The organism is Streptomyces sp. NPDC002092 (genome assembly GCF_053593775.1).
In genome coordinates this window covers 70,505-91,266 of record NZ_JBSFDG010000016.1, presented here as the reverse complement: position 1 = coordinate 91,266, position 20,762 = coordinate 70,505, and the positions used below count along the sequence as shown (strand labels likewise).

Annotated in this window: 20 protein-coding genes and 1 pseudogene; 13 read left to right on the top strand and 8 right to left on the bottom strand. The window is 69.1% G+C overall.

All coding sequences use genetic code 11. From position 1 onward, the window contains the following. Window positions 1–13: 13 nt before the first annotated feature. Window positions 14–1,072 carry a VWA domain-containing protein gene (locus tag ACWCRD_RS32715; protein ID WP_450969354.1) on the top strand — a complete coding sequence of 353 codons (1,059 nt, stop codon included), beginning with the start codon at window positions 14–16 and terminating at the stop codon, window positions 1,070–1,072. Between the two features lie 68 nt (window positions 1,073–1,140). Here ACWCRD_RS32715 and ACWCRD_RS32710 read toward each other — a convergent pair whose 3' ends face one another. Next, window positions 1,141–1,926, bottom strand: a complete 786-nt coding sequence (locus ACWCRD_RS32710; protein WP_450969353.1) for a class I SAM-dependent methyltransferase — start codon at window positions 1,924–1,926, stop codon at window positions 1,141–1,143. Between the two features lie 336 nt (window positions 1,927–2,262). Then, window positions 2,263–3,237 carry an LLM class flavin-dependent oxidoreductase gene (locus ACWCRD_RS32705; protein WP_450969352.1) on the bottom strand — a complete coding sequence of 325 codons (975 nt, stop codon included), beginning with the start codon at window positions 3,235–3,237 and terminating at the stop codon, window positions 2,263–2,265. Between the two features lie 87 nt (window positions 3,238–3,324). Between ACWCRD_RS32705 and ACWCRD_RS32700 the strand changes: the two genes are divergently transcribed. The 5 genes from ACWCRD_RS32700 to ACWCRD_RS32680 all read left to right on the top strand — a co-directional run bounded on the left by ACWCRD_RS32700 (window position 3,325) and on the right by ACWCRD_RS32680 (window position 7,282). Continuing rightward, window positions 3,325–4,170, top strand: a complete 846-nt coding sequence (locus tag ACWCRD_RS32700; protein ID WP_450969351.1) for a helix-turn-helix domain-containing protein — start codon at window positions 3,325–3,327, stop codon at window positions 4,168–4,170. Between the two features lie 67 nt (window positions 4,171–4,237). Beyond that, window positions 4,238–4,561, top strand: a complete 324-nt coding sequence (locus ACWCRD_RS32695; RefSeq protein ID WP_450969350.1) for a hypothetical protein — start codon at window positions 4,238–4,240, stop codon at window positions 4,559–4,561. Window positions 4,562–4,935: 374 nt separating this feature from the next. Continuing rightward, on the top strand, window positions 4,936–5,154 hold the full coding sequence (locus ACWCRD_RS32690; protein ID WP_450969349.1) for a hypothetical protein: 219 nt from the start codon (window positions 4,936–4,938) through the stop codon (window positions 5,152–5,154). A gap of 315 nt (window positions 5,155–5,469) precedes the next feature. Further along, window positions 5,470–6,138, top strand: a complete 669-nt coding sequence (locus tag ACWCRD_RS32685) for a recombinase family protein (protein ID WP_450969348.1) — start codon at window positions 5,470–5,472, stop codon at window positions 6,136–6,138. 73 nt (window positions 6,139–6,211) lie between these two features. After that, window positions 6,212–7,282, top strand: a complete 1,071-nt coding sequence (locus tag ACWCRD_RS32680) for an alpha/beta fold hydrolase (protein WP_450969347.1) — start codon at window positions 6,212–6,214, stop codon at window positions 7,280–7,282. A gap of 8 nt (window positions 7,283–7,290) precedes the next feature. Here ACWCRD_RS32680 and ACWCRD_RS32675 read toward each other — a convergent pair whose 3' ends face one another. Then, complete coding sequence (locus ACWCRD_RS32675; RefSeq protein ID WP_450969346.1) at window positions 7,291–8,268, bottom strand: hypothetical protein; 978 nt, start codon at window positions 8,266–8,268, stop codon at window positions 7,291–7,293. 137 nt (window positions 8,269–8,405) lie between these two features. Further along, window positions 8,406–9,923, bottom strand: a complete 1,518-nt coding sequence (locus ACWCRD_RS32670) for a lysyl oxidase family protein (RefSeq protein ID WP_450969345.1) — start codon at window positions 9,921–9,923, stop codon at window positions 8,406–8,408. 305 nt (window positions 9,924–10,228) lie between these two features. Between ACWCRD_RS32670 and ACWCRD_RS32665 the strand changes: the two genes are divergently transcribed. After that, entirely contained in the window at window positions 10,229–10,873 is a 645-nt protein-coding gene (locus tag ACWCRD_RS32665; RefSeq protein ID WP_450969344.1) for a carbonic anhydrase, read from the top strand. A gap of 98 nt (window positions 10,874–10,971) precedes the next feature. Here ACWCRD_RS32665 and ACWCRD_RS32660 read toward each other — a convergent pair whose 3' ends face one another. Next, window positions 10,972–11,949 carry an L-threonylcarbamoyladenylate synthase gene (locus ACWCRD_RS32660; RefSeq protein ID WP_450969343.1) on the bottom strand — a complete coding sequence of 326 codons (978 nt, stop codon included), beginning with the start codon at window positions 11,947–11,949 and terminating at the stop codon, window positions 10,972–10,974. A gap of 398 nt (window positions 11,950–12,347) precedes the next feature. Between ACWCRD_RS32660 and ACWCRD_RS32655 the strand changes: the two genes are divergently transcribed. The 5 genes from ACWCRD_RS32655 (at window position 12,348) to ACWCRD_RS32635 (ending at window position 17,579) form a co-directional block, all read left to right on the top strand. Then, window positions 12,348–13,175, top strand: coding sequence for a methyltransferase domain-containing protein (locus tag ACWCRD_RS32655; protein WP_450969342.1), 828 nt, complete (start codon window positions 12,348–12,350; stop codon window positions 13,173–13,175). A gap of 199 nt (window positions 13,176–13,374) precedes the next feature. Beyond that, window positions 13,375–14,607 (top strand): AI-2E family transporter, encoded by a 1,233-nt coding sequence (locus tag ACWCRD_RS32650; RefSeq protein ID WP_450969341.1) that lies wholly within the window; start codon window positions 13,375–13,377, stop codon window positions 14,605–14,607. Between the two features lie 90 nt (window positions 14,608–14,697). Further along, window positions 14,698–15,138, top strand: coding sequence for a VOC family protein (locus ACWCRD_RS32645; protein WP_450969340.1), 441 nt, complete (start codon window positions 14,698–14,700; stop codon window positions 15,136–15,138). Window positions 15,139–15,580: 442 nt separating this feature from the next. After that, on the top strand, window positions 15,581–16,639 hold the full coding sequence (locus ACWCRD_RS32640; RefSeq protein WP_450969339.1) for an alpha/beta hydrolase: 1,059 nt from the start codon (window positions 15,581–15,583) through the stop codon (window positions 16,637–16,639). Window positions 16,640–16,829: 190 nt separating this feature from the next. Further along, a complete protein-coding gene (locus ACWCRD_RS32635; protein ID WP_450969338.1) occupies window positions 16,830–17,579 on the top strand; it encodes a hypothetical protein in 750 nt (249 codons plus the stop codon). Between the two features lie 64 nt (window positions 17,580–17,643). Here ACWCRD_RS32635 and ACWCRD_RS32630 read toward each other — a convergent pair whose 3' ends face one another. From ACWCRD_RS32630 to ACWCRD_RS32620, 3 genes and pseudogenes are all read right to left on the bottom strand, one after another. Beyond that, window positions 17,644–18,321, bottom strand: a complete 678-nt coding sequence (locus ACWCRD_RS32630; protein WP_450969337.1) for a response regulator — start codon at window positions 18,319–18,321, stop codon at window positions 17,644–17,646. Window positions 18,322–18,345: 24 nt separating this feature from the next. Next, a complete protein-coding gene (locus ACWCRD_RS32625) occupies window positions 18,346–19,527 on the bottom strand; it encodes a sensor histidine kinase (RefSeq protein ID WP_450969336.1) in 1,182 nt (393 codons plus the stop codon). A gap of 92 nt (window positions 19,528–19,619) precedes the next feature. Next, a pseudogene (locus ACWCRD_RS32620) lies at window positions 19,620–20,015 on the bottom strand (MMPL family transporter); the annotation flags it as partial. Between the two features lie 137 nt (window positions 20,016–20,152). Here ACWCRD_RS32620 and ACWCRD_RS32615 point away from each other — a divergent pair. Beyond that, window positions 20,153–20,641 carry a hypothetical protein gene (locus tag ACWCRD_RS32615; protein ID WP_450969335.1) on the top strand — a complete coding sequence of 163 codons (489 nt, stop codon included), beginning with the start codon at window positions 20,153–20,155 and terminating at the stop codon, window positions 20,639–20,641. Window positions 20,642–20,762: the final 121 nt, after the last annotated feature.

The window sequence follows — 20,762 nt, the reverse complement described above, 5'->3', positions numbered from 1 at the left end:
GGGGAGCAGAAGCATGTCCGCAAACAAGATCCAGCACAAGGTGAACCATGTCGCGCTGGTGGTGGACTGTTCGGGTTCCATGCGTCCGCACGAAGGTCAACTCATCCGCGTCGTGGACGAGTTCGTGGCTGGACTGAAAGCCGAATCGGACAGCCTCGGCCACGAAACCCGGATCAGCCTCTATTCCTTCGACCACAAGGTGGAGAACCTGGTCTGGGACATGGACGTGAAGCATCTGCCGTCCATGCGGGGTCTGTACCGCGTCAACAATGGCGCCACCGCCCTCATTGAGGCATCGCTCAAGTCCCTGGACGACCTTGGTCATATCTGGGAGGAATACGGCGAACACAGCTTCCTCCAGATCGTGGTGACGGACGGCGAGGAGAACGCGTCCGGGGGCGACAGGCGGCACGACGGTGACATGACCATCCTCGGTCCCTGGCTCGACAAAATCACGGCGAAGATGGGCGGGCTCCCGGGCCACTGGACGTCCGCGATCCTCGTTCCGAACTCTCTGGCCAAGCGGACCGCCCAGAACTACGGTTTCCCGGCAGGGAACATCGCCATCTGGGACGCGGATTCCCAGAAGGGCGTCGAGGAGGCGATCGGCACCGTGCGCGCTGCTGCCACCAGCTTTCTCCGGGGCCGAGAGCAAGGCGTGCGCGGTACGAAGAACCTGTTCGCCGTGGGTCAGGACATATCACTGGACGAGGTCCGGGCGAACCTCGAACCGATTCCGGCGAACAAGTACCGGCTCCTGAAGGTCGACCAGGAGGTCGAGATCCGCCCCTTCGTCAATTCCCACCCAGGCGTGACGTATGAACGGGGTTCGTGTTACTACCAGTTGGGTGCCCGGGCTCAAGTTCAGCTGAACAAGGAAGTCATCGTGGTCGAGAAGGACACCGACCGCGCCTATACGGGCGACGCGGCGCGCACCCTGCTGTTCGGCACGGGTATTCAGGGGACCGTCTCCGTGAAGGCGGGGAACAACCCCAAGCTGGAGGTGTACGTGCAGAGCCGTTCGGTGAACAGGAAGCTCAAGCCGAAGACACGTCTGCTCATCATGCTCTGAAACCACACGGGTAAGAACCCGGGGTCCGAGGACGAGTTCGCCTTCGGACCCCAGCGTGGAGTGCGCGCCTACTCGCGGTCGTCAACAGTGCGAACCTCGCCCGAGGCAGCCGCACTCCGACGGAACAACGCGGTCCACAGGAATGTGACGCCGAACAGTGCGGACTCGGGCGGTTCCTCCCGCATGCGGCGCAGTTCCACCTCCACCAGGTCAGAAAAGATCCAGCGCAGCGACTCGGGTGTGTAGGCGAGGCCGCCGTGCAGCTCGCGTTCACGGTAGAGGTCCGCGTCGGTGAGTTCCGAGCCCATTCCCGCCTCGCCGGCGGCGAAGCTGGTGAGTGCGAGGTGGCCGCCCGGTGCGAGGACGCGGTCGAGGAGGGTCAGATAGCTGACGCGGCGGTGCGGCGGTAGGTGGTGGAAGCACCCCGAGTCGACGACCAGGTCGTATGGACCGCTCAACTCGGCGGTGGGAAGCGCGAAGGCGTCGCCGCACAGAAAGCGGACATCGACTCCGGCCTCGTGGGCCCGGTCCTCACCCCAGGCCACGGCAACCGGGGAGAGATCGACGGCGTCCACCTCGAAACCGCGCGAGGCGAGGTACACGGCATTGCGGCCCGGCCCGCATCCCAGGTCCAGGGCCCGGCCCGGAGCGATCATGCCCTGGTCGAGGTAGGCGGCCAGGTTCTCGTCCGGTTTGGACACGAAGAACGGGACCGGCCTTGACCGGTCGGCATAGAAGCGGTCCCAAAAGCCCTTACCGTCACCCGTCGCCAGGCGGCCGGCCTCGGAATCAGATGCGAAGAACCCGTCCAAGAGCTCGAGAACGTCCTCGACGGTGCGTACGGTCCGGTCCATCCGGCCCCCTTTCGACCGACGTCGATCGTAGGAGCGAGGATCAGAAGAGACCAGGTCAGACGATATGTGTCGACGACGGGAATGGGCTGCTGGGGGTCCGGGGGACACCGGCAAGCACCCACCACTCCAGGCCCCGACTCTCAGTCCGCCCACCCCCCCGTCAAGGGCCGGAAAGGGGCCATCCCTGGCTGCGCCGGGAAGACTATTTCGACGAATTTTCCAGCGGCGCCACAGAGCCAAGGTTGTCTGATGTGGCACCGGGGTGAGGCTCAGGTCAGGAGCCGGAACGCGGGAGCTGCTGTGCTGGTGGCGAGCGCGTGGCAGGTCCGGCCAGGCTCAGGAGGCCTCCGGGGCAGCGGCGTGATCCGATGTCTTCTGGACGGCGGGGATCAGGTCTGCGAGCTGTTCGAGTTGGTCACGCTGGGAGTGCAGGTCCAGGGCGCCGAGTCGTACGACGATGTGCTGGGCGCCGGCGGCGACGTACAGCCCAAGGCTCTCGACCACGTGGTGGGCGGAGCCGGTGAGGACGGCCTGGATCCTCTCCAACTCAATCAAGGGCATGCCGTAGGTGGCTCGTGCGTAGGCGTCCAGTGCACGACGGCCCTTCTCGGTGTCGTCGTCCAACCGTACGGAGACGAACAGTGCGGGGGTGATGTCCTCGGCTGCGCGCCCGGCGTCGGCCGCCGCTTGGTGGACATGGCGAATACCGGATGCGTAGTCGGCGGGATCGGGCGGGTAGGGCAGCCATCCGTCGTACATCCGTCCGGTGCGGGACAGTGCTGCGGGTGTCGCGCCGCCGAGCCAGATCGGCGGCCCGCCGGCCTGGGACGGCCGGGTCGTGGGCGGGATGTCATCGAACCGGAGGATCTCGCCGTGGAAGGAGTCGGCGCCGTCCCACAGGGCCCGCCACAGCGCGACGGTCTCGTCCAGGCGGGCGAAGCGCCTTTCCCACGGCAGCTCGGACAGCGTGTAGAGGGGCCGTCCGAAGCGGCCGGGGAAGCCGGCACCGACGGTCACGGTGAGCCGGCCACCGGACAACACGTCGATCGAGCCAAGCGACTGCGCGGCCTGGATCGGCCGCCGCAGGAACGGCATCAGTGCAGCCGTACCCAGCGTCACGGTCTCGGTCGTCGGGGCGAGCGCGGCCAGCATCGTGAGCGCCTCGATGCGCGGGCTGATCAGGGAGTCGTTGACGAAGAGCGAGGAGAAGCCCAGGCGTTCGGCCCTGCGGCCGAAGGAGATGAGTTCGCGAGGGTCGTCGGCCGGGCCCCATTGGGCGGTTCCGGTCGGAAGCAGTACGCCGATGTCCATGCCGGCGATCGTCGGCGACCGGTGCGAGACGCCACAATTCCCTGCGGGGAATGGCCAGGGAACCGCCGCCACCGTTAGAACAGGCCCGTGGACTTCCCCCGTGCGCTTCGCGAACGTCGTACCCGCCGGCATCTCAGCCAACTCGACCTGGCGCTACGGGCGGGCACCACGCAGCGCCATCTCAGCTTCATCGAATCCGGCAGGTCCGTCCCCGGCCGGAAAATGGTCGTACGCCTCGCGGAGTCGCTGGAACTGCCCTTGCGGGAGCGCAACGAGCTGTTGCTGGCCGCTGGGTATGCGCCCGTCTACCCCGAGAGCGCACTCGACGACCCGGCGCTGGCTCCTGTGCGCACGGCGATCGATCACATCCTGCGCGGGCATCTGCCGTATCCGGCGCTGGTGGTGGACCGCAGTGGTGACCTGATCGCAGCGAACTCCGCATTCGATCGGATCACCGAGGGGGTGAGTCCCGCTCTGGTCGGCCCGGGCACGAACATCTACCGCCTCGCACTGCATCCCGACGGCCTCGCTCCCCGCATCCGTAATCTCGCTGAATGGGCGCGCCACATCCTGGCCCGCCTCGGCCACCTGGCGGAACTGCGCGCCGAACTCACCGAATATGCTCCTCAGTTGGATCCGTCCGCCGGGCTACTCGGTTTCGCAGTCCCGCTCCATCTGCAGTCCTCGTACGGTGAGCTGCACCTGATCACGACCGTGACCACCTTTGCCACCGCCGTCGACGTAACACTTGCCGAGCTGAAGCTCGAGGCGTTCCTGCCCGCCGACGCAGCGACAGCCGAGGCACTTTCGGCGGCCGCCGGGGGTGCCGCTGCTGCTGCGGATCAGGCCCCCGGGTCGTGGGCGCGTCGTCTGTTCAAGGCGGGCGGTGTGGCGGCATCAGTGCCCGATGTCCCGGGGGTGCGGTGTGTTTGACGTAATTGGCGATTATTTGCTGTAAAAATCCCGGTGCCGAGTGTGCGAGTGAAGAGCAGGAGGAGTTATGTCTGTGATCATGACTTTGGCGGTCGCCGGTGATCCGAAGGGGATGGAGCAGTACGCCTCAGCCAACACGGAGAAGGTGGAGGCCGTCCTCGAAGCGGCGAAGCGGCATGGCCTCATCGCGCACCGCTTCTACGGCTCCGAGGACGGCGGAAGCTTGATGGTGCTCGACGAGTGGCCCGACCGGCAGAGCTTCGAGTCGTTTTTCCAGGAGCAGGGACCCGAGATCAGGCCGATGTTCGAAGCCGCAGGGGTATCAGCGCAAATCGAGCCGACGTTCTGGCGGGAGCTCTCGACAAACGACGCCTACGGTTGGGGCGTCTGAGAGGTACTTTCGGCATCGCCGATTTTGGTGCGGAGGGCGCGGCGAAAAGCACAAGGACCCTGGCTGAGAGCTCCGGCCCCGACGCCCGCCCTCGGCGATCCTTCCCAGCCAAAGAATTAACCGGCTGCGGCGGTGGTTCCCCGGATGACGAGTCGGGGCGCGACGATGTCTTCTCCGGCTGGGCTGCCATTTGGTCCCAGGCGTTCGGTGATGGGGGTGACGGCGAGTTCGGCCATGCGGGAAATGTCCTGGGCGATCATAAGGGGGCGAGAGATTAGCGCGGGAATGCGCCGCCGGGCCAGGCGCCGCTCGGTACCGCGCCGGGAGCACCGGCGTACGCGTCCTTACGCCGCCCAGTGCGACTCGGGAGAGTCATGTCCGAAGCCCGGGCCCTGACCAGCCTGGTCGGCAACGGCGTCGCCACCCTGGCCGTCGCCCGCTGGGAGGGCGAGCTCGACGAGGACCGCGCCAAGGCCGTCCTGCGCGGCGAGCTCCCGTACGCCTCCGCCCCCGCTCCTTCTGCGGTGACCGCCGAGCCCGGCGCGAAGGAGACGCCCGCAGCGACTCGCGACCCCGTCCCCACCGCAAGCTGACGCCGCGTGGGAGGGGGGCCCGGAACTCCGGGCCCCCCTCCCACGTCTCAACCTGCGGAACCGCCACCACCGACGATCGATCCGTGATCGGGGTGAAGACGAGGGGGCCTGCGCGAGTTCCGTGGTCCGGTCTCGGCGGAGGAGTTGGAGCAGTTAGAGACCGACGTGCAAATCCACCGTATGACCGGGCGGGTCGTCGAGTGCCCGGCTGAAGAAGGCGCTGCGGGTGCCGACCCCGGCCCACCGGGGCCCGGGCCGGCCGGGCCACCGCCGCCGGCGCCGATCGACCCGTACCTGACGAGCGCGGACCTCCGCATGGGCTACGCGAGGCGCACGCCCCGCCATGCCGGGTTCACCGTGGGCGAGATGAAGCGGCTCGGCCGCGACGCCGCCGAACTCACCGCCCCGGCGGACCACCTCACCGCGCACGGCCTGGTGCTGGAGAAGCTCGCCGGGCCCCTGCCCGGCATCTACGAACCCACCGGCCACGGGAAGCTGCTGTTCGCGTTCTTCGCCGCGCTGGCGGAGACCGAGCGGGAGAACATCCGCCAGTCCACGTTCGAAGGGCTCGACACCGCGGCCCGGAAGGGCAAACACGGCGGTCGGCCCCCGGAGATCACCGACGACATGCTCCCCACCGTGCTCCGGCGCCGCGCGGGCAGCGAGTCCGTCGAGCAGATCCAGCCCGACCTGATCATCCCCACCGGCAAGGGACGGAACCCCTCCGTCGTCGGCATCTACCGGGCGCTCGCCGAACACGCCAAGCGCGAGGCGTACCTCGAAGCCGTCGAACAGGGTCACGCCGACTTCGCCGTAGCTTCGGGAGAACAGGGCCGACTTCGGAGATCGCCCCCAGGTTGGAGACTCGGCTTCGCCCGGACGGGTTCCTACCCCCGCGGGAGTACGCGTGATGACGACCCTCGGTGGATGATCCCGTTCATGGACAGGGCGATGCTGTGGGCAGGGCGACGGGCGTTTGCCTGATCGGCGTGTCCGCGCCGTCCGTGACCGTGCCGGCCGTCGGGGTTGCCGGCCTGAAGACAGAATGGGAACTCGCGTGGATGCCGACTCTCTGCCCGGGCGGACCGAGCCCGCGCCGCCGGATTCCGACGCCGTGCAGCGCACGCCCGCGGCGCGCCGGCCGCGGCTCAGGCGGTGGCTGAGACGCCTGGCGCTCGGCTGCGCCGTACTGCTCGCAGTCGTCACCACGGCCTCGTTGGCCTACAACGCCTTCACTGCACGACGTGCCGCTCCTCCAGGAGGGCTGCGATACGTTCAGGCGGCCGATGTCCGTACGCGTTACCAGACCTGGGGTGCGTCAGGTTCGCCGGTTGTCCTCGTCCATGGCGCCTTCGAGCAGGTGGACACCTGGTCGCGGCTGGCACCGCTCCTCGCGCGCGATCACCGGGTCTACGCGCTGGACCTGACCGGCGACGGCTACAGCGAACGTCGCGGCCCGTACACCGTCGCCCACTTCACAGAGCAACTGCTGGGCTTCCTCAGCGCCATGCACCTCGGTGGGCCGGGGGAGCGCCCTCTTCTGGTGGGCCATTCCAGCGGAGCCGCAGTCGTCGCGGAGGCGGCACTGCGCGCTCCTGGGCGGATCGGGAGCGTGATGCTGCTCGACGGGGATGCCCTGAACACCGGCGCCGGCCCACCGTCGGCCCTCAAATACCTGCTGATCGATCCCTATCGCACCAGCCTGTTGCGCCTTGGGCTCGGCGCCGACTGGCTGATCCGCTCTTTTTACGACGCCCAGTGCGGACCGGCGTGCCCACCGCTCAACGCCGCCGGGCTGGATCAGTGGCGTCGGCCGCTGCGGGTGCGGGGCGCGGAGGCCGCTCTGTGGAGCATGCTCGGCGAGGGCGTGCCCGGTCTCCCGGCGAGCCAGGTGGCGCGACTCGCGGCCGTCGGTATCCCCAAGTCGGTCGTGTTCGGTGCCGAGGACGACGTATTCAGCAGGCAGACCCCGCAGCAGACCGCCCTGCGCATCGGTGCCCCGCCGCCGACCCTCATCCCTGGAGCCCGCCACCTGACCATGATCTCCAGTCCCGATGAGGTCGCGGCAGCCGTGGAAGCCCTGGCAGGCGCGCACCCCGCTCCAGGGCGAGGTGGAAGTCCCCGGTGAAACGGTGGTCAGCCGGCCTCCGCTCCCGCGAGCAGAGCGTCAAGCGCCGTGCGCACTGCGGCGAGTTCGGCCGAGGTGGGATCGGCCGGTTCGTGCGGTACCAGCGCGGCCGGGTTCACCACGGGTATGGTGCCCTCCGGACCAGGCGCACCCGCGGCGCGGGCAAGGAGTGCGCTGTTGTCGGGCGGTGGGGTGCTGAGACCGTCGCCGAGTCTGCGCAGTGCGTCCGCGAGTGGGGGCTGAGGGAAGGGGAAGTCCGCGGGGAGCAGCGCGGCTTGCCGGGTATGGTCGTCGCCTTGGAAGTCCAGGGCCCAGTTCTCCCAGCCGGGCATGGGCCAGTTGTGGATGCCGGCCACGTTCTGCACGGCCCAGAGCGAGAGGGTGTGGGCCTGCGGGTCGAAGTGGACGCCGCCGTAGGGCATGTCGGTGAGTGCGGGGGTGGGCGGGCACGCGACGGCCAGGTCGATGAGGCCGGGTCCGCCGGCGAGGTGCTCGACGGGCTCCCAGTCGCTGCCCCAGGCGCGAACGCTTCCGTCGGGCAGGCTCAGAGAGACGACGGACCTGGGCTCGGTGTGTTCGGTGGCCGCGAACCCGGTCGGTTCGAAGGTCTCGAACCAGCCCGGTTCACGGGTCAGGTCCCTGCCGAGGCCCAGGTGGTGGGTCAGATCGCCCATACCGTCGTGCGCGAAGCGGACGTCCCAGCCGGGCCATGTCCGGGCCAGTACGGCGCGGGCGGCGATGTGGTCGGCCCAGCTGTCGGCGAAGGCGAACCACCACAGGGTCCGGCGGTCGTGGTCGACGAGTGCGGCGCCCTCGCACCACACGTCGTCGAGCCACTCGTCGATCTCCCGGTTGGCGCGGAAGCATCGTGTCGCCGCGGCCGGACCGGGCAACAGGTCGTCGACCACCCGGTCGGCGGCCCAGTGCGAGTAGTACCGCTGCCAGGCGCCGTTCTCGACCACCACGTACTGCGCTCGTGCTCCCATGATCAGCGAGGCTAGCGCCGCCGGCCGACGGACGGCGAACGCTTTTCAGGTGACCTGTTCACGTGGCACCCCCCTGGGAATCACCCGTTCGGGTCACTGCCGGGCGGGCGGATGTGCGTGCCTCCGCCCGCCGGTGGTCAGGGAGCGTCGATGAGGCCGTACTTCGGCACGGTCACCGTGCGGGCACCCGGCGTGCCGCCGAGGACGACCTTGCGGTACGTGACGTTGTTGGCCGTGCTCTGCTCCTTGAGCCGGTTGTCGGGGTTGGCGATGACCTGGATGTAGTACGTGCCGTTCGGCAGGTCCGAGACGTCGAAGGACTGACCGGGCCGGTACTGGCTGTAGGTGTCGCCGTTGCCGACGTCCAGCACCTCGCGCACCGAGACAGAGGTCTCCTCACCGCAGGCGGTGGCGAGGTCGGTGTTGTACGGGTGCCAGTTGGCGTTCTTGACCGTGTAGTCGATGGCGTCGGTGTTGGCCAGGCAGAACGCCTCCTTGCCGCTGCGGACGATCTCCCTCTTGTCCGCGCCGAGCAGCCGGTAGCTGGCGAAGTCGCTGAAGTGCCAGTGCTGGTGGCCCTCCCGCGGGTCCCACTCCATGGTGCCGGTGGGCGTGTACCCGACCTGCTTGCCCTTGGCGTCGTAGAAGTACTGGTACGCGTCCATCTTCTCCGCGCCGGGCTTGCGGAAGCCGTCCACGACCAGCGGGGAGGGGCCACCGTTCCATACGGTGGCGCTGAAGGCGAGGTAGTCCTTGCCCGGGGCGAGGCCCGCTCCGCCCTCGTCCCCGTTGGTGATGGCGATGCCGTACGCGGGGAGGGCACGCAGGTCGGGTCTGGGCACGTCGGCGGGCACGGCCGCCGTGCCGACCGGGCGTTTCGCGGCCGGCTTCAGGCTCTTCGACGCGTTCTTCTGCCCGTGCTTGACGCCGGCCAGACCCTGGCCCCCACCGGAGTTCTGGCGGACCGTCACCTTGACGGTCTGGGTCTTGTCCGCCATTCCGAACAGGTCGCGGTACTTCTTCGCCACCGACACCTTCGCGGTGTAGACGCCGGCCGGCAGGTCGACGGGGTTGTTCCCGCGGAAGCCGGGGGACGTGGCCGCCGCCCAGCCCTTCTCGACACCCCACACCCCACCGAGCGCGAACGGGTTGTCGGAGCAGCCGTCGGGGTACTTCGAGGTGGCCGGGGCGTCCGGCCGGATCCGGCCCGCCCGGGTGTTCGGGCAGAACGACTCCGTGGTGTCGGCCACCTTCGCGCCCGAGGCGTCGCTGATGCTGACATTCAGAAAGTCCCGCAGGCCCGAGAAGTCCTTCACCAGGCCTGCCGGCAGGGTCTTGGTCACCGTGCGGCCGCCGGAGCGGATCACCTGTGTTGCGATTACGGGGTCGTTGTAGGACTTGCGTGTCACCCGCATCTCGAGCGGGCCGCCGTCGACCGTGATGTAGGTGCCGAGGTCCAGGTAGACCCCCGGCTCACCCTCGTAGCGATTGACGGTCACCGAGGGGGAGGCGGCGATCAGCTGGAGCTCCGGCGTACCCGCCGGTGTCGCCGCTCCCGCTCCGGGTGCGGCGAGGGTTCCGGCGGCGCCAACGGTGAGGGCGGCGGTGGCGATGATCGCCGAACGCCGTAAGACGGTGGGGTGGTGTCTGGTCATGAGTGCTCTCCCTGCGTCTGGTCGGGACGAGTCGTGCACGTTTTTGAAGACACGGACGGAGACGTCTGTGTGCCATCTGTGAAAAGTGTGAAAAGTCGATTCGGGTTGCCTGGCCACCGAAAGTCGCTCTGAATCGGGGCGCCTTGGCGCTGTCGGGTCGGTCATCAACGGCCTGCTTCCGAGTGATCGTGCACCGCAGGCATGCCCGCGCTTCCAGGCGCTCCGCGAACCATGCGTGGCCCGGTCTGTGAAGTCGGGCGGGGCCGCGTGACGCGTTCCGTGGTGTCGGCTCGTAGGCTGCGGTCATGACCGAGATCGAGACTCCGACCCCCCGCGACGCCTTCGAGCTGCTGCTGGCCGGTAACCAGCGCTTCGTCGCCGGTGCCCCCGAGCACCCGAACCAGGACGCCACCCGCCGAGCCGAGATCGCCCCGTCGCAGCAGCCCTTCGCCGTGCTGTTCGGGTGTTCCGACTCCCGGCTGGCCGCCGAGATCATCTTCGACCGTGGTCTGGGCGACCTGTTCGTGGTGCGCACCGCGGGCCACGTCGCCGGTGCGGAGGTGCTGGGCAGCATCGAATACGGGGTGGACGTACTGGGCTGCCCGCTGGTGGTGGTGCTCGGTCACGACTCGTGCGGCGCGGTGGGCGCCGCGTGCGCCGCGCTGGAGGACGGCATGACACCGGCTGGGTACGTCCGTGATGTCGTGGAGCGGGTGACCCCCAGTGTCCTGGCGGCGCGGGCCGCCGGACGGGTGGAGCCGGAGGAGATCCTCGCGGAGCACATAAGGCACACCGTGGACCTGCTGCTGGACCGTTCCCGGGTGCTGGCCGAGAAGGTCGCCGCCGGCCAGGCGGCCGTGGTGGGCCTGTGCTACCGCCTGGCTGACGGCAGCGCGCAGCTCGTCGCCGCCCGCGGATTGGATACTGCGGCCGTCCCCACCGCATCCTGAACCCCAGCGGGCGCCAATGATCCTTGGCGAGCCCGGTCAGGACCGTTCGGGTAGGGGCGGGCACAACCGTGCCCACGGGGCGTCGGCGTCTGTCCTGGTCACTCGGTGGTCCGGGGCCCCGCGGCGCGGCGGAGACGGTTGGCGATCGCCAGTCCCATCCCCTCCTCCACCGGCAAGGACGCGACGATGAGGTCGCATCCCCGCTGGTCGAGGTCGCGCAGGAACCCGTACAAGCCGCGTGCGTAGACGGCCGTCGAGGCGGGGAGGGCTACTACGGCGTGCGCCTTCACCGCAGTGTCGGCGAGGGAGGGAGGAAGGAAGACCCCGACCTGGTGCCCCAGCTCCTGCGCCAGCTCCGCCTCGGTGACGACCTTCTCGGGTTCGACGAGGACGACCCGGGCACGCGGCGCGTAGTGGGACGGGTGCTGGCCCGGCACCCGGACGCTGCTCGTCGCGTGGACCGAAAGCGGGTGCCCCAGTACCGCTTCGAGGTCCTCGCGGGTCACCCCGCCCGGCCGCAGGATGCTCGGGATCTCGCCGGTGGCGTCCACGATGGTCGACTCGACGCCGACCTCGCAGGGGCCGCCGTCCAGGACGAAGTCGACGGCATCCCCGAGCTCCGCCCGAACGTGGGGCGCCGCGGTGGGGCTGACCTGGCCGAAACGGTTGGCGGACGGGGCCGTGACACCGCCGCCGAAGGCTGACAGCAGCGCGAGTGCGACGGGGTGGTCGGGCACGCGCACGGCCACCGTCTCCAGGCCGCCGGTCGCTTCGAGGGGGACCCTTGGACCACGGCGCAGGACCAGCGTGAGAGGCCCCGGCCAGAAGTGTTCGGCGAGCAGGCGGGCGGTCGCGGGCACGTCCTGGACCCAGTCGCCCAGGTGCTGAGCGTCGGCGAGGTGGACGATCAGCGGGTGAGAGGGCGGCCGCCCCTTGACCTGGAAGATGCGCGAGACGGCGGCGGAGTCCTCGGCGTTGGCGCCCAGACCGTAGACGGTCTCGGTCGGGAAGGCCACGAGGCCTCCGGCGCGCAGCACAGCGGCTGCCTTCTCGATGTCACGGGTTGTCGCCGTCACCACGGCAGTCCTTTCACTGTTCGGTCTCGTTCAGTGTTCGGTCTCACACATTCCACGGTCGCGTCGGCGCACGACGATGTCCTCGGCTGACGGCATCGCGTGGGCTGGGGCGTACCAAGGCCGTCACGGTGGCGCCGGGGGCACCGCCACGACGGACCGGCTTCAGCGTAGAACCGACGGGGCCTTACCCGGTCCGCCGGGTCAGGCCAGGCGTACGCGAGAACAGGAGCAGGCCGGGAACCAAGCTCAGTGCTCAACGACTCGGCAGGGTCAACGTTCCGAGCAGCCGCACCCCCGACAGGCTGTGCACCGATCCTTTCTGGGCGACCGGCGGCTGCGTCTCCGCGGCTGGGTAAACGGGTGGCGTCTTGAAGGCGGGCCTCGTAGGTTGTGCGCTCGTGACTGATGACCCGAGGACGCGTCCGGATCCCTACGGCCTCGGCCGGGTGTTCAACGAGGTGGCGGAGCTCTACGACCGGGTCAGGCCGGGATACCCGGACGAGTTGTTCGCGGACCTGGTCACCATCACCGGCATGGACGAGAGATCGTCGGTGCTGGAGGTGGGCTGCGGCAGCGGTCAGGCCACGCGATCGCTGGCAGCGCTGGGATGCTCGGTCACCGCCGTCGAGCCGGGCGCGGAACTGGCCGCACTTGCTCGCCGCCGGGTTGCCTCGTTTCCCGATGTCGAGGTCGAGACATCGCGGTTCGAGGAGTGGGACGACCGGGGCCGTCGCTTCGATGCCCTGGTCGCCGCGTCGTCGTGGCACTGGGTCGATCCATCGGTTGGCTGGCGGCGGGCGTACGAGGTTGTCTCACCCGGAGGCTGGATGGCGCTGCTGGGCCACGTCGTGGTCCGCCGGCCGGGAGAGCCGGAGGTGTATGCCGAGACCGCCGATCTGCACGAGCGGTTCTCTCCGGGGAACCCCGACTGGGGTCATCCGCCAGTGGAGGACGACGTGCGCGCCACCGACGAGGGGTGGGGCCTGGTCGAGGACCCCGGAGGGCTGTTCGGCCCGACCATGGTGCGCTGGTATCCGACGGTTCAGTGGTTGACCGGGGACGGCTTTGCCGACCTCCTTCGCTCGCAGTCGCTGTATCGCAGGCTCGACCGGGAGGTCCGTGAGCCCCTGCTGGATGCCGTCGCCGAGCGCATCCGCACGCGGATGGGGGACCGGGCACCACGCCGCTATCTGAGCGTCCTGCGTGTCGGACGGCGCGCCGGGTGAGGTCAGCGACCGATCTCTGAACTGCCGGGCCATGCTGCTGGGGCGCCGCGCACGGCACCGCCTCCCGCTGTGCCGCACCCTCTCGCAATGGTGGTGGTTTCCATCCCGTCCGGGCGGGTCCGTGAGAGCACCGGCGATTGAGAAGGTGGCCGCCGGGGGGACACATGGCTGCGTGATTGTGGCGAGGTGAGGTGGTGATGTGCGGGTGGGTGGTGCCGTGCGCCGGTTGCGTCGGTATCCGGGCGGCGGTGGTGGCGCCCGTCGCGGCCGGGGGCGGTTGCGGTTTGTGGTGCTGGGCAGCCGACCTGCGCGGGGCGTGGGGTCGGTGACGCGTGCCCGCGGGGCGCGGACGGCAGGCCAGGGGGCGGGCGAGGCTGTGGTGGTGGCCCGGGGGCTGAGGGTGGGGGCCGCGTACGGGTGGCGGCTGTTGGTGGTGGGGGTGCTCGCGTATGCGGTTTTTGTGATGTTGGGGCGTTTGCAGCTGGTTGCTGTGGCGCTGTTTCTTGCTCTGGTGGTGACGTCGGTCCTGCGTCCGCTCGTGGATCTGCTGGCGCGGTGGCTGCCGCGGGTGCCGGCGGTGCTGGTGGGTGTCGTGGGCAGCCTGATGGCGGTCCTTGGGCTGCTGGCGCTGGTGGGTGAGCTGGTGGCGAGCGAGTGGGGTCGGCTGGGTCGGGAGTTCGGCGGGGGAGTGGGGCGCATCGAGCGGTGGCTGCAGGGCGCTCCTTTCCATGTGAGTCCCACGGTGATGTCGGATCTTCAGGGCAAGGTGGGTGCTTTCGTGTCCGCGCATCGCTCGGCTTTGGTCAGCGGGGCGGTGAGCGGAGCCGGGCGGCTGGTCGAGGTGCTGACGGTTGGTGCGCTTGCGCTGTTCTGTTCGGTGTTCTTCATTCATTCCGGTGACCGGCTGTGGTTCTGGTTTCAGGGGGGACTGCCGTGGCGGGCGCGGGATGCGTTCGGCCGTGCGGGTGGTGCGGCGTGGCGGACCTTTGCCGGGTACACGCGGGGCATCGTGATTGTGGCGGCCACCAATGCGGTACTGGTCGGTACCGCCCTGTTCGTGCTGCGGGTGCCGTTGGCGCTGCCGCTGACGTTGCTGGAGTTCTTTGCCGCGTTCGTCCCGCTGGTGGGGTCACCGATTGCGTTGGGGGTGGCGACAGTGGTGGCCCTGGCGTCGCGCGGCCCGGTCATTGCGATCGTGGTGCTGGCGCTGATCGTCGTCGTGGGCCAGATCGAGGGCCATGTGCTGCATCCGCTGGTGATGAGCTGGGCGGTGCGGCTACATCCGGTCGTGGTGGCCGTCTCGGTGATTGCCGGCGGCGTCCTGGCCGGGGTGGTCGGCGCGGTCGTGGCGGTGCCGATGGTGTCGGTCGCGTGGGCGGTGGGCAGCGAGCTGCGCGGCCCCTGGGCGGAGCGGAGTGGGGCGGGTACCTAGCGGTCTGCGGATGTCGAGAACGTGTCCTCGGCTTCGTCCCAGGGGTATCGCGGCCACCACCGGCCGCCCCAGGAAGAAGGAGAAACCAGCATGGCGATTCAGCGGATGGACAACGTCGGCATCGTCGTCGAGGACATGGATGGCGCCATCGCGTTCTTCGTGGAACTCGGGATGGAGCTGGAGGGCAGGGCGGAGATCAAGGGTCCCGTCGCCGACCAGTGCACCGGACTCGACGGCGTCCGGTGCGACATCGCGATGCTCCGGACCCCGGACGGTCACAGCCGGCTCGAGCTGGCGAAGTACCACAGCCCCGAAGTGATCATGGCCGGGCCACGCAACCGACCGCACAACATTCTGGGCACGCACCGCGTCATGTTCGCCGTCGACGACATCGAGGACACCGTTTCGCGCCTGCGCCCTCATGGCGCCGAACTCGTCGGCGAGATCGCCCGGTTCGAGGACAGCTATCTGCTCTGCTACCTCCGCGGCCCGGAGGGCATCATCGTCGGACTGGCCGAGCAACTGCGCTGAGAAGGCCGCCCGATCAGGACGGAACCCCGCGCGCGTCAGGAACGCGAGACACCGGCACTCCGTCCCGGTCGTGGACCGGCTTCGTCTCGATCAGACCGGTGCCGGTCAGGACTGCGGAGCAGGTCTCATCGGGCGGTCTCCCGAGGGATGCGGTGTTCGGCGTGTACTTGCCGTCCGCCATCGGGCCGCGGCGACCAGTTGTCTCGGCCCCCCGGCCGGTTGTGGCTGGACTCCGGCCCCTCGGCCGAATCCGCCGGGAATCGCCGCTACTCCGAGGCTCCGCCCCGCCAGGTACGCCGCACTCGTCGCCAGCGGATCGCCGACCTTCACCCCCCGTTTCCAAGCCGCCGTTCGATCGCCGCGCGATGGGAAGGAACCGTTGATCGTGAAGATCCCTCTTGCTCAGTAGGTTGTGGGCAAGGTGGTAACGGGAGGTGGTTGTGTGTCCCTGACCAGCACGTCATTCTTCGCTGTCCTCATCGTCGCGACGGTCGTGATGATGATCGGCGCGATCGCGCTGTGGCCGAAGGTGCGCGGGCCCAGAGCGCTGCGCTGGCTTGTGCACGCCGTCATGATCGGCCTGTGTCAGCTCACGGCCATCGGCGTCGTGGCCACCTGGATCAACAACAGCTACGGCCTGTACGCGTCCTGGGACGACCTGCTCGGCAACGCGAACACCAACGCGGTCGCGATGCCCGGGCCTCCGGTCCACCGGGCGAAGTTCAACAAGAGCACCAAGGGCGGCGTACTGGACACGTATTTCCGCGGCCGGCGATCCGCGCTGTCCGGTGACGTGCTCGTGTGGACGCCGCCGCAGTACGACGAGGCCGCCTACGCGAAGAAGCGGTTCCCGGTCATCATGCTGCTGCACGGTGTCCCGGGATCGCCCCAGTCCTGGCTGGAGCACGGCGGTATGCCGGGCGCCTTCGGGGATCTGCTCAAGCAGAACAAGGTGCATCCCTTCATCCTCGTGATGCCGGTGGTCAACCCGGGCAGCGTGGACACCGACTGCAGCGACCTGCGCAACCGCAAGGTGGCGACCTGGATGGCGGCCGACGTCCCGGACCTCGTCAGCCACAAATTCCGCACCCTGCCGGGCCCGCGGGGCTGGGGCCTGATGGGCTTCTCGACCGGTGGGTTCTGCGCCGCGAAACTGCCCCTGCAGTTCCCGAAGGTCTTCGGGGCGGGAGCCGCCCTCGACCCCGATCCGCTGACCGGCGACGAGTCCGTCCTGCCGGACCCGGCCGTGCGCAGGCTCAACAGCCCGATGTACCTGGTGCGGCACACCAAGGCCCACGTGAGGCTCTTCCTGGCGACCTCGCGGCAGGACCGAGACAGTCCGCTGTCGTACATCGAGACGTTCCAGGCGACCGCCAGGACCACCCCGGTGGAGGTCCGCACTCTGGTGCTGCCCAGCGGCGGGCACAACTACAACACCTGGTCGGCGGAGTACCCCGCGGCATTCGGGTGGCTCAACCAATGGCTGTCCGCACCGCACTGAACGCCCCACGACTGCCGGCCAGGGCCGCCCCGCCGGCTTCGACCAGGAGCAGTACAAGCGCCTGCCGCAAACGGGCCTACGTCTTCCACGGCACCGTCAAAGTGGCCGGTGGCGGGTTTGAAGGCCCGAGCGGGATCCCTGGCTGAAAGGCCTGCCCATGCCGCCAAAGGAACGCGTCTACCCTGACCGGATGACTGACGAGGGGGACTTCCGGGTCGGTGACGTGCTGTCGGTTGCTTGCCGTTTCACGGTGACCAGGGTCGCGCAGGGGCTCACTTGGGATCACGTGTCGGTGCGTTGGCCGTGGTGGGAAATCGACACCGAGAACGAGTTCGGGCACTGGAACGGGGTCGTCGCCCTCGGCGTGAACAGCAGCGGAAGCATCTCGCCCGAGGTCGAGGCCGAGCTCTTTCGAACGGACCCCCCGCCCGAACAGTTGAAGGCGGGAGACGTCTGCCGGGTCGGCGTGCCACCCACCGTCGTGCACGTGACGGGCGTCGAGCACCACGACCCTCCGCTGGAGACGGTCTGGCTGCCACATCCCACCCTGACCATGACGGTGCTGCCCCGGGGTCTGTCCTATCGCGCGTACCCGGACGAGACCCATCTTGATGGCTCGGGGTACACCATCCACCCTGGCGACGGCATCCCCTTCACCTTCGAACTGTTGATGCGCCCGTACGCATCCCTCCAGGTGGGCGACGAGGTCGCCGATGCCGTCGGCCGGGCATGGCGGTTCGACGGACCCTGGGACTGGACCGCGTTCGACGGGGAGCCGGCCGGCGCGGGCCCTGGGTGGCCGCTGGTCCTGCTCACCCGAGCAGGAATGCCGTGCTCCGTTGAGGACGCCGAGGCGGTGGCGGCGAGTACGGCGAAAGGATCGCACCAGGAGACGATCCGAGAGTGGATGGCACTCACCGAGGCCTCACCCACACCTTGACCCGTGCGGACGCCTGCGGCATCTCTGCCGTGGGTGAACGAGGACCGGACCTACGGCCGACTGCTCAGATCTGCCGCTCCCCGGCGCGGACCAGGCCGGTTTCGTAGGCGATGACGACGAGTTGGGCGCGGTCGCGGGCGCCGAGCTTGGCCATGGCTCGGTTGACGTGGGTTTTGACGGTGACCGGCGTGACGAAGAGGCGCTCGGCGATGTCGGTGTTGGACAGGCCTGTGGCCACCAGGCCCAGCACCTCGCGTTCTCGGGGAGTCAGCGTGGACAGCCGATGGGGGTCGACGAGGTCACCCGGGCCGGGCTGGGTGAGGACGCGGGCGATGAGGCCCTTGGTGGCTGCGGGGGACAGCAACGCCTCGCCTGCGGCGACGAGACGAACGGCATCGAGAAGCTGCGCCGGTTCGACTCCCTTGCCCAGGAAGCCGCTTGCGCCGGCCCGGAGCGCCTCGATGACCAGCTCGTCCTCCTCGAAGGTCGTCAGGACGAGGACCTTGACCCCGGCCAGGTCCTCGTCCTGACCGATCAGCCGGGTGGCCTCGATGCCGTCGACCTGGGGCATCCTGATGTCCATCACCACCACGTCGGCACGTTCGGAACGGGCCAGTTCTGCTGCCTGCCGCCCGTTGGAGGCCTCCGCGACGACCTCCATGTCCGGCTGTGCGTCGATGAGCAGCCGAAAGGTCCCGCGCAACAGGGCCTGGTCATCGGCGAGCAGGATGCGAATCGTCATGGGCGGCATTTCCTCACGAAGGTGTCAGGTGGCTGTGGGGGCGAGGGAGAGCGGCAGTTCGGCGACGACCTCGAAGCCGCCTCCGGGCCGGGGGCCGGCGGTGACGGTGCCGCCTATGGCGATGGCCCGCTCGCGCATGCCAACCAGTCCATGGCCGGTGCCCGCGCCCTTGGGCGCACCGGGGCGTCCGTCGTCCGTCACCGTGACCCGGAGCGAGTGCGGACCGTAATGCAGCGCCACCGTCGTCCGGGTCGCGGAGGCGTGCTTGTGGGTGTTGGTGAGGGCCTCCTGGATGATGCGGTAGGCGGTCAGCTCGGTGGCGGACGCGAGAGGTGTGGACGGGCCGACGCGGTCCACCCGCACGGACAGCCCGCTCGCACGGAACTCCCCGATGAGGGTGTCGAGGTCGTCCAGCCGGGGGATGGGGGCCCGGGACCCGGGCGCGTCGTCGGGCTGGCGCAACAGGCCGACGGTGGCGCGCAGTTCGTCGAGTGCGGCGCGACTGTTGTCCTTGATGTGGGCCAGTGCCTGGTACGCCTGGTCGGGGTTCGCCCGCATGAGGTGATGGGCCACCCCTGCCTGGGCGTTGACCAGGGTGATGTGGTGGGCGACGACGTCGTGCAGATCGCGCGCGATGAGCATGCGTTCCTCGGTGACCCGGCGGCGGGCCTCCACCTCCTGCATACGCTCGGCGCGTTCCGCGCGAACCCTGGCCTCCGCGAGGTGGTCGCGGCGGTTACGGACGGCGCGGCCCACGGCGGTGGCCGCGATCGCGAAATCCAGCCGTAGCAGACTGGAGCCGCCCACCACGGACTGCGCGTGTGTGGCGGCGTGGACACCGGTGATCGCCACGGCAGCGACGATGCCGACGATCCACGCGGTGCGCCGACTGCCGAGCACGGCGAGCGTGTACAGGGCGACGAGGCTCGCCGCAGGTGTCAGGGAGTTGTGCGAGGCGACCGCCATCAGCGTGAGTTCGCCGGCCGGCGTGATGAGTGCGACCGTCAGCGGCCAGCGGCTGCGGACGACCAGCGGCACGCAGGACAGTCCCGTCCACGCCGCCTCGCGCCAATGAGGCTCGTGCCAGGCGGACGTGCCGGCGGCGGTCGCCGCCATGGAGACCAGGATCAGCGGTAGCGCCGGGAGTGCATCTCTGACCCGGTCATGACGGGACAGCCACTGCCGCCACACCATTCTCACGTCCATTCCCTCACTGTAAGGAGCGCGGCTGGGCGAAGCCGGGCCCGTCCGGTCCTGGTCGGCCCGCGTGCGGTGGCCGGTCCCCAGGTGCCTTCCGGCTAGTCCGCCCGTCCGGCGGGCTGCGGTTCCCGCACCGGTTGCGAGGAAGGTGCCGGCCGGTCCGCGGGGCCTTCCACGGACACGCGGGGCAGCGCTTGGTCCAGTCGGCGGGGCAGCCACCAGTTGGCCCGTCCGCACACATGCATGAGGGCTGGGACGACGACCATCCGGATCAGCAGCGCATCGAGGGCGACGGCGACGGCGAGGCTCAGCCCGAACTCGGAGATGACCCGCATGCCGCCGAAGACGAAGGAGCCGAAGACGCAGAACATGATGGTGGCGGCGACCGCGATGACCTTGCCGGTCTCGGCCTGGCCGACCCGCACGGCCCGGTGGCTGTCGCCGGTGTGCGCCCACTCCTCGCGCATCCGGCTGACCAGGAAGACCTGGTAGTCCGGGACGTCCGTGCCCTGGTGATTGGTGATCGGTCAGGGGCTGTGTCGGGGTCGGCTGTTCCAGCCGGGCCGTGCCCCTACGCCTTCGTCGAGGAAACAGAGCTGCGTTCAATCCGAGTGCCGGGCAGCATGGCCGTGTGGCTGATCTGCTGTGGGATGACGTGAAGTGCTTCTTCGATCCGGACTTGGTGGGGTCGCTGCCGGACGTGCGTGTCCCTGGTGCCTCGGCGGAGGACTGGCAGGCTGTCCTCGATCTTGTCGCGGAAAGGGGCTGGCAGTGCGAGTACTCCCAAGGCGAGACGGTGCTTTCGGTTCCTCGGGCGGAGGTCGTGCTGTCGCGTCCGGCTGACGCTGAGTGCCCAGGTTTGCGGGTCTGGCCTGCTGCCGATGTTCTGGCGATCTTCCGTTTCCATGCCGCCGATGAGGTCGATTTCGATGTCGACGTGCGGGAGTTGCAGGGGCCGGAGCGACTTGATGTGTTCTGCGGTTTCCTTCGGGAGATCGGACAGCGGTTGGGTAAGCCGGTGCTGATGGATCCGGAGGGTCAATATGGCCGTCCGGTACTGGGCTTCGATATCGAGGCTGATCGAGTCGTCCTCCTCGCAGAGCAGCCTCTGGTCACGTGACTGCGGCTGATGGTTGGGGTTCGTGGAAGGTGCCGTCGCGGAGCATGGCGAAGAGGGCGTCGGCCCGGCGACGGGCGAGGCACAGCAGGGCTTGGGTGTGGTGGTTCCTCTCTCAATCGCG

Coding starts and splice junctions, on each gene's coding strand:
- ACWCRD_RS32685 (WP_450969348.1), top strand. CDS start 5,470: ATGGGCTACGCGAGGCGCACGCCCCGCCATGCCGGGTTCACCGTGGGC.
- ACWCRD_RS32690 (WP_450969349.1), top strand. CDS start 4,936: ATGTCCGAAGCCCGGGCCCTGACCAGCCTGGTCGGCAACGGCGTCGCC.
- ACWCRD_RS32710 (WP_450969353.1), bottom strand. CDS start 1,926: ATGGACCGGACCGTACGCACCGTCGAGGACGTTCTCGAGCTCTTGGAC.
- ACWCRD_RS32625 (WP_450969336.1), bottom strand. CDS start 19,527: ATGGACGTGAGAATGGTGTGGCGGCAGTGGCTGTCCCGTCATGACCGG.
- ACWCRD_RS32630 (WP_450969337.1), bottom strand. CDS start 18,321: ATGACGATTCGCATCCTGCTCGCCGATGACCAGGCCCTGTTGCGCGGG.
- ACWCRD_RS32645 (WP_450969340.1), top strand. CDS start 14,698: ATGGCGATTCAGCGGATGGACAACGTCGGCATCGTCGTCGAGGACATG.
- ACWCRD_RS32670 (WP_450969345.1), bottom strand. CDS start 9,923: ATGACCAGACACCACCCCACCGTCTTACGGCGTTCGGCGATCATCGCC.
- ACWCRD_RS32635 (WP_450969338.1), top strand. CDS start 16,830: ATGACTGACGAGGGGGACTTCCGGGTCGGTGACGTGCTGTCGGTTGCT.
- ACWCRD_RS32715 (WP_450969354.1), top strand. CDS start 14: ATGTCCGCAAACAAGATCCAGCACAAGGTGAACCATGTCGCGCTGGTG.
- ACWCRD_RS32665 (WP_450969344.1), top strand. CDS start 10,229: ATGACCGAGATCGAGACTCCGACCCCCCGCGACGCCTTCGAGCTGCTG.
- ACWCRD_RS32705 (WP_450969352.1), bottom strand. CDS start 3,237: ATGGACATCGGCGTACTGCTTCCGACCGGAACCGCCCAATGGGGCCCG.
- ACWCRD_RS32695 (WP_450969350.1), top strand. CDS start 4,238: ATGTCTGTGATCATGACTTTGGCGGTCGCCGGTGATCCGAAGGGGATG.
- ACWCRD_RS32675 (WP_450969346.1), bottom strand. CDS start 8,268: ATGGGAGCACGAGCGCAGTACGTGGTGGTCGAGAACGGCGCCTGGCAG.